This is a genomic window from Campylobacter sp. BCW_4323 (assembly GCF_001763115.1).
Classification (GTDB): Bacteria; Campylobacterota; Campylobacteria; order Campylobacterales; family Campylobacteraceae; genus Campylobacter_D; species Campylobacter_D jejuni.
Genome location: NZ_MJYC01000019.1, coordinates 1 through 1,332, shown reverse-complemented (window position 1 = coordinate 1,332; position 1,332 = coordinate 1). Strand labels below are relative to the sequence as shown.

Annotated in this window: 2 protein-coding genes and 1 pseudogene; all 3 read left to right on the top strand. The window is 24.2% G+C overall.

The window, feature by feature from the left end; translation table 11 throughout:
* Window positions 1-184, top strand: a pseudogene (locus tag AJN60_RS09840) (methyltransferase); the annotation flags it as partial.
* Window positions 185-408: 224 nt separating this feature from the next.
* Window positions 409-816: a hypothetical protein gene (locus AJN60_RS00540; protein WP_193552037.1), complete on the top strand. Its 408-nt coding sequence runs from the start codon at window positions 409-411 to the stop codon at window positions 814-816.
* Between the two features lie 8 nt (window positions 817-824).
* Window positions 825-1,055 (top strand): hypothetical protein, encoded by a 231-nt coding sequence (locus tag AJN60_RS09885; protein ID WP_070243663.1) that lies wholly within the window; start codon window positions 825-827, stop codon window positions 1,053-1,055.
* Window positions 1,056-1,332 lie beyond the last annotated feature (277 nt).

The following is a 1,332-nucleotide window of genomic DNA, read 5'->3' as shown; positions in this document are numbered from 1 at the left end:
TCTTATAAATACTTGTTTTGATAGTAAAGAAATAACATTGGATAATGATATTAGTAGGGTAGGGTTAAATGATGCACTGAGTAAAAGAACTATTGATTTTGTAAATAGATTTAAACTTTTAAAACATCAGCCCGACACTACAAATTGTCTTATGAAAAAAACAGAGAAAATTAAGAGGAGTTAATAAAAATGCTAGAATTCTTTATTAATCTTTTAATATTTATTCTTATATTTTTCTTTTTTGTTTTTATATTTTCTATTATTTTATATTTTATCTTTAAAATTTTTTGTAAATTAAAAAATAAAACAAAAACTATAAATTTTAAAACAATATTTAAAAAATTTACTTTGTTTCTTTTACCTGCATATCTTTTATTATTCTTAGTAGGAGGATGTTCTTATAAATATATGGATCCGCAGTATTATGAGTTTAGGAGCTTGTGTAAAGATATAGATAATAAAGTAATAATTTACAATAAAGCTTATTGGGAATTGTATAGCGATTTTACAAAAAAAAAGCCTTCTATAGAAAAACGAGTTAAGGATGATGGTTATGAATATTTTTATTATGAAAAACTTAATGAAACATTTACTTATTATGATATAAAAGATACGATAAAATCCGAGAAACGAAATGGCAATATTATAACCATAGTATATGATAAAAAATATAAAAAAATGCCCAAGCCTTTTGCTACATATATAAGATATAAATATGAAAATGATGGTGTATTCTTAAGAGGCGATGAGGGCTCTGGATTATATTTTAGATATGAAGAAGTATTCACTTGTAGCTATTTTGATAATTTTAAGTAAGGATATAAATGAGCAAAAACATTAAAACACAAGAAGCTAAATTAGATTTAATTACTAAATTTTTAGACTATGCTAATGTCGCAGATGCTAGTTATGCTTTATTAGATCCAGTTTTTACAGGTGTTATTATTGATAATCAAGGAAAGGAATTAGAAAAAGATTTAGATACCCAAAGACTAGGTGATAAGCATAATAATCAAAATTCTACCTATGCAAAGAGCTATACAAGCTCGTTTTGAACAAAATAAAATAGTTAAAATAGAACCTAAATATTGTATTTCTCTTATAAATACTTGTTTTGATAGTAAAGAAATAACATTGGATAATGATATTAGTAGGGTAGGATTGAATGATGCATTTAGTAAAAGAACTATTGATTTTGTATTTTAAAACATTAGTCTAACACTTTAAGTGGGGCTTTGATATATTGCGATATTAAATATAAAGACAAATTATCTTTTAGCCCTAATGAAATTTATACCTTTAATGCCCCTAGTGTTTATGGTTGGAATTTTC

Coding starts and splice junctions, on each gene's coding strand:
- AJN60_RS09885 (WP_070243663.1), top strand. CDS start 825: ATGAGCAAAAACATTAAAACACAAGAAGCTAAATTAGATTTAATTACT.
- AJN60_RS00540 (WP_193552037.1), top strand. CDS start 409: ATGGATCCGCAGTATTATGAGTTTAGGAGCTTGTGTAAAGATATAGAT.